The organism is Sulfurimonas sp., from assembly GCF_047622445.1.
Classification (GTDB): Bacteria; Campylobacterota; Campylobacteria; order Campylobacterales; family Sulfurimonadaceae; genus Sulfurimonas.
In genome coordinates, this window is the sequence record NZ_JBLHOE010000109.1 from 1 (window position 1) to 5369 (window position 5369).

The window sequence follows — 5369 nt, forward strand, 5'->3', positions numbered from 1 at the left end:
ACTGGGAGGAGATGAGTTTACCGTTGTACTTGAAGATGTAGATGAGAGTTGTACTGTCAAAATTGCACAAAAGATCTTAACCCTAATGAGAAAAAAGGTAATCATCGAAAACACAAATATTCATACTACATTCAGTATAGGGATAAGCCGTTACCCAGAGGATGGAATGACAAGTGACGTTCTCCTTCGTAATGCTGATACAGCTATGTATAAAGCAAAAGAAATGGGTAAAAATCAGTATCAGTTTTATAATGAAGGAATGACACAACTAGCAATGCAAAAGTCAAAAACTGAAGCAGATTTAAGACTTGCTTTAGAAAATGATGAATTTATTCCTTATTATCAACCAAAAATAGATGCTCTTAATCATACTGTAATTGGCATGGAAGCTTTAATCCGTTGGCAACATCCAAATTTAGGTTTAGTAATGCCTGGTAACTTTATATCTGTTGCTGAAGATACAATGCTTATCTTACCTATAGATAGATGGATGATGAAAGAAACAATTGAACAACTGATGAAGTGGAAGAAGGAAGGAATACATACGGGCCAGCTATCTATAAATTTATCTATGAAACAATTAGAAGATGAAAACTGTATTCATAATTTAAAACAACTCACGAAAGATTTAGATAACAACATTAAGAATCTTGAATTAGAAATAACAGAAAGCCAGATTATGAAAAACCCTGAACTTTCAATTAAACTCCTAACACAAATTAGGGAACTTGGAATTACTATCTCTATTGATGATTTTGGAACTGGCTACTCTTCTTTATCCTATCTCAAGCGATTACCAATAGACAGGTTGAAAATTGACCGAAGCTTTATTGTAGATTTACCACATGATGAAAATGATGTGGCCATCGTTAGAGCTATTATTGCGCTTGCAAAAAGCTTAAAGCTCTCACTTATCGCGGAAGGTGTAGAAACAAAAGAACAGTTAGATTTTTTGGTTGAAGAAGGTTGTCCAAATATCCAAGGCTATTACTACTCAAAACCTATCCCAGCAGATAAATACAGAGAGTTTTTAAAAAAATATCAATAAATATTAATAATAACTCGTTACAATCATATTTATATTATTAATGGATACTTTATGAAAAAACTATTACTCTTTTTATTTTCGATTTCTCTTGCTTTTGCACTCCCCTCTTTTTTAATGCCAGAAGACGCTTTTAAGCCTCATGCTACACTTAATTCTCAAATGCAAATCGAAGCGAATATAGAACTAGCTCAGAGCATATACCTTTATGCAGATAAAACAAAGCTAGAACTTCTTGATGAGAATGGTATTACTATAAAGAATATAAACTCTCCTCAAAGTATCGATCACGATGGAGATATAGCATACGTTACTTCACCATCATTCATAGTTACATTACAAAAAGATTCAAGTGTTAGTGGTACACAAAAAGTAAAGCTAAAAATATCCTACCAAGGTTGTTCAGAGAAAGGTTTATGCTACGAGCCACTCAGTCAAACCTTTGAGCTTGATGTAGACACTTCAAAGCTTTTAAGTGCTAAAGTAAAGGAACAACTACCTTTATTAAATCTGGAGACACTTACTATTCCTAAGCAAATAAAAGAAGTCACAAAAAACGTAGAGGTATCTGAAACTGATGCAATTGCAGATACAATTAAAAATGGAAATATTCCTATTATCCTTCTAACATTTTTAGGTTTTGGTCTTTTACTTGCGCTAACTCCTTGTGTATTTCCAATGATTCCTATTATCTCTGGAGTTATCATATCTCAAGGTAAAGATATCACTACAAGAAAAGCACTTATGCTTTCTATAGTCTATGTTCTTGCTATGGCAGTAGCGTATACATTTGCTGGTGTTTTAGCTGGACTTTTTGGAGCAAATTTGCAAGCTGCCCTTCAAAATCCATGGGTTATCTACTCATTTTCTGGCGTTTTTGTGGCTCTTGCATTTAGTATGTTTGGTTTTTATGAACTTAAACTGCCAGATTCTTTAGTTGCAAAAGTAAGTTCAGTTGGTGGGAACAAAGGCGGTTACATTGGCGTAGCTATTATGGGCTTTTTATCTGCACTTATCGTTGGTCCTTGTGTTGCGGCTCCGCTTGCAGGTGCGCTTGTATACATTGGTCAAACTGGAGATGCACTACTTGGTGGGATGGCACTTTTTGCTATGAGTATCGGTATGGGACTTCCATTAATCGTTGTTGGTGTAAGTGCTGGTAAGTTTATGCCTAAGCCTGGGATGTGGATGACAATGGTTTCTGCTGTCTTTGGTGTTATGATGCTAGGTGTTGCTGTTTGGATGTTAGAGCGTATCGTAGATGAGTATATCACTATGCTTTTATATGCTATGCTTGGTATTGGTTTTGCAATCTACCTGGGTGCCTTAGAAAAAGGTGGCCATATTTTCAAAAAAAGTGTTGCTATCATTTTATTTATTTACTCACTTTCTTTACTTATAGGTGTATTAGCAGGCGCAACAAGTTTAGCTAAGCCCCTAGAGTTTTTAAAACCTCAAGCCGTTACTTCAATGGTAACGAGTAAAACTACACACGCTGCATTTACAAAAGTAACTTCTATAAAAGAGCTTGACATTCTACTAAAAAAAAATAAAGGCAAAAAAATTCTTCTTGATTTCTCAGCCGAATGGTGTACTGCATGTAAAGAACTAGAAGAAGTAACATTTTCAAACTCTGCTGTAAAAAATAAAATGGATGAGTTTGTACTTATCCAAGCGGATATCACTGAAAACAGTGCTGAAAATAAAGCTCTTAGTAAAAAGTACGGTGTATTTGGGCCCCCTGCACTTTTGTTTTTCAAAGAAAGTGGAGAACTACAATCTGCGAGAACAATCATCGGTTTTATTAAACCTGAACCATTTTTAAAGCACCTAAACGCATTATAGAAAGGAATATTATGAAAAAAATTTTACTTAGTTTTTTACTTTTAGTGAGTTCATTAAGTGCTATTGAATGGATGGAGTACGAAAAAGCCCTAACCCAAGCCAAGAAAGAAAACAAGATCGTTATGGTTATGCTAGGACGTGATAGCTGTGGTGTGTGTAGTTACATGAAGACAGTTGTATTTCACAATAAGAACGTTATAAAAAAACTAGACTCGAAATTTATAGGTGTTTATATAGAACTTGATTTTGATGATCTACCTGAAGGTATGAATTTTATTGGAACTCCAACATTTTACTTTGTTGATAACAATGGAAAAACACTTTTAAGATTTGATGGTGGAAAAACTGTTCCAAGCTTTATCAAGGCGCTCAACGAAATAAACTAATTTACCTCAACCCTATTTCTTCCATTTGCTTTGGCAGCATAAAGAGCATCATCCGCTCTTTTAATCAACTCTCGTAATAATTTTTCACCTCTTAATTCACTCACTCCAATACTTACAGTTACTAGAATACTTAATTTTTCATCTTCATAAGGATGGTTCTCTATAGATTCTCTTACTTTTTTTGCTAATGCAAGGGCTCCATTCTCATCCGTGTCTGGTAACATAACAATAAACTCCTCCCCACCAAAACGAGCAAGTAAATCGCTTTCACGTATTTCTGATGCAACACTTTTTACAAGATACTTTAAAATATCATCTCCAACTAAGTGCCCATATACATCATTAACCTTTTTAAAAAAATCTATATCTAGAATCATAATTGAAAATGTTGTATGGTTTCTCAAAGAAAGTTTTAAAGTTTTCTCAGATATTTCAAAAAAGGCACGTCTATTAAATATTTCTGTGAGCGGATCTGTTAAAGCTAACTTCTCTATTTTAGAGTAATCATCATCAAGCATTCTTTTCATAATGAAAAATTCTCGTATCATTAAACCAATCTCATCATTATTTGATTTAAATTCTTTTACATCATCTTTTCCATTTTGATAATCTATAATAATTTCATTCATCTTGTCTATTGGTTGTAATACTTTTCTTCGCAAGGCTACATATGTAAAAATAAAAGAAAATACGGCAAGAAACATTACATTAAAAATAAGTACTATATTCTCATCCATGTCTTTTCTCAAAATATCTATTTCTTTTTTTGTTTTATCTAACTCCAGTATACTTTCTTTTGAACATTCCAAATTAGTGCATTCAAGAAGTATTGAATATCGATTTTCTCTTATTTTATCCATCTCTTTACTATCATGATTTAAATTATAAATTCCATAAGATACTAAGACTATAAGTAACACATACAATGCTATGAGTAAACGAATCATCAACTGTATTTTCATAAATTTACGCTTCTTCTATAAGCTTCGCTACATTTTTCGAACTTCCACTCACTAAATACTCTCGTAGTTTTTTTGAATCGTCCAAAAAGTTTTCGACATCATACTGTTTATACGCATCAAGTAAGTTTTCTACTGTTACCGCGTCTTGTAAAAATTCTGGGTGAATTCCTCTGTCATTAAACTTTCTAAACATAATGTTACTTAGACCTACCTCATTAATTTTCACGAACTTTGTAGCTATAAAATAATCAAGTGATTTGGCAATATATGAAAGTATAAATGGTGTCCCAATTAAAGATGCTTCAAGTGTAGCAGTTCCACTACATATAAACGCAAAATCAGCTTCATACAAAGCCTTGTGAGAATCGTAAACTATTTCAAACTGTGAAAGATCTCCATAAATATTTTGAACTTCTTTTTCACTGAAGTACTCTGGAATAGCTATGACTGCTTTAACATCAAGTTGTGCTCTAACTTCATGAAAAATAGGCATTAGTTTAGAGATTTCACCCTTTCTACTTCCTGGCATAAACAGAATGTTTTTAATCTCTTCATTGAGACTCTCTTTAAATACTTCTATCTGATCTAAGAGTGGATGGCCAACATAACTAATAGGAGCATTAGGAGGATAATAGTCTTTCTCAAAAGGTAAAATTGAAGCTAAGGTATCAATTGTCCTTGCAAGAACAGGAATACGCTTTTTCTTCCATGCCCATGCTTGAGGTAAAATATAGTAAATTATCTCTTTATCTGGAAATCTCTTTTTAATTTTTTTTGCGAGTGGAAGATTAAAGCCCGAAGAATCAATGAGTAAAACCTTATCAACTTCCTCTGCTAAGTCCACCATTTGAGCATTAAGTTTAAAGAAAAATCGAATCTTTTTGAGGACATCTACAAAACCCATAATTGCTAAGGAACGTAAATCAACAATTGGGGAACCTAGTTCACCATCAAAGATTCCTATAAATTCAATATCTGAACTTAACTCTTTTTTAAGAGACTTTAAATGAATATTTGCCGAATGTTCTAATGCACTGACTAAAATTTTCATGAACCACCATCCCCATGATTTTCAACACTATAATCATAACTCTCAGATGACTCAACATCAACAAATTCATACATATAACT

Annotated in this window: 5 protein-coding genes; 3 read left to right on the forward strand and 2 right to left on the reverse strand. The window is 33.2% G+C overall.

Annotated features, from left to right (window positions below; all coding sequences use genetic code 11):
• From ACI9TV_RS15670 to ACI9TV_RS15680, 3 genes are all read left to right on the forward strand, one after another.
• Positions 1-1048, forward strand: a 1048-nt coding sequence (locus tag ACI9TV_RS15670; RefSeq protein WP_415251757.1) for a putative bifunctional diguanylate cyclase/phosphodiesterase, incomplete at its 5' end; no start/stop codon positions are given.
• A 51-nt stretch (positions 1049-1099) separates the two neighbouring features.
• Complete coding sequence (gene dsbD / locus ACI9TV_RS15675) at positions 1100-2890, forward strand: protein-disulfide reductase DsbD (protein ID WP_415251758.1); 1791 nt, start codon at positions 1100-1102, stop codon at positions 2888-2890.
• A gap of 11 nt (positions 2891-2901) precedes the next feature.
• Complete coding sequence (locus tag ACI9TV_RS15680; RefSeq protein ID WP_415251759.1) at positions 2902-3276, forward strand: thioredoxin family protein; 375 nt, start codon at positions 2902-2904, stop codon at positions 3274-3276.
• On the opposite strand, the gene ACI9TV_RS15685 is transcribed toward ACI9TV_RS15680, so the two are convergent.
• Together ACI9TV_RS15685 and lpxB are read right to left on the reverse strand one after the other, a co-directional pair.
• A complete protein-coding gene (locus ACI9TV_RS15685; protein WP_415251760.1) occupies positions 3273-4238 on the reverse strand; it encodes a GGDEF domain-containing protein in 966 nt (321 codons plus the stop codon). The two genes, ACI9TV_RS15680 and ACI9TV_RS15685, sit on opposite strands and share 4 nt — an antisense overlap.
• Positions 4239-4242: 4 nt before the next feature.
• Positions 4243-5289, reverse strand: coding sequence for a lipid-A-disaccharide synthase (lpxB, locus tag ACI9TV_RS15690; RefSeq protein WP_415251761.1), 1047 nt, complete (start codon positions 5287-5289; stop codon positions 4243-4245).
• Between the last annotated feature and the right edge of the window lie 80 nt (positions 5290-5369).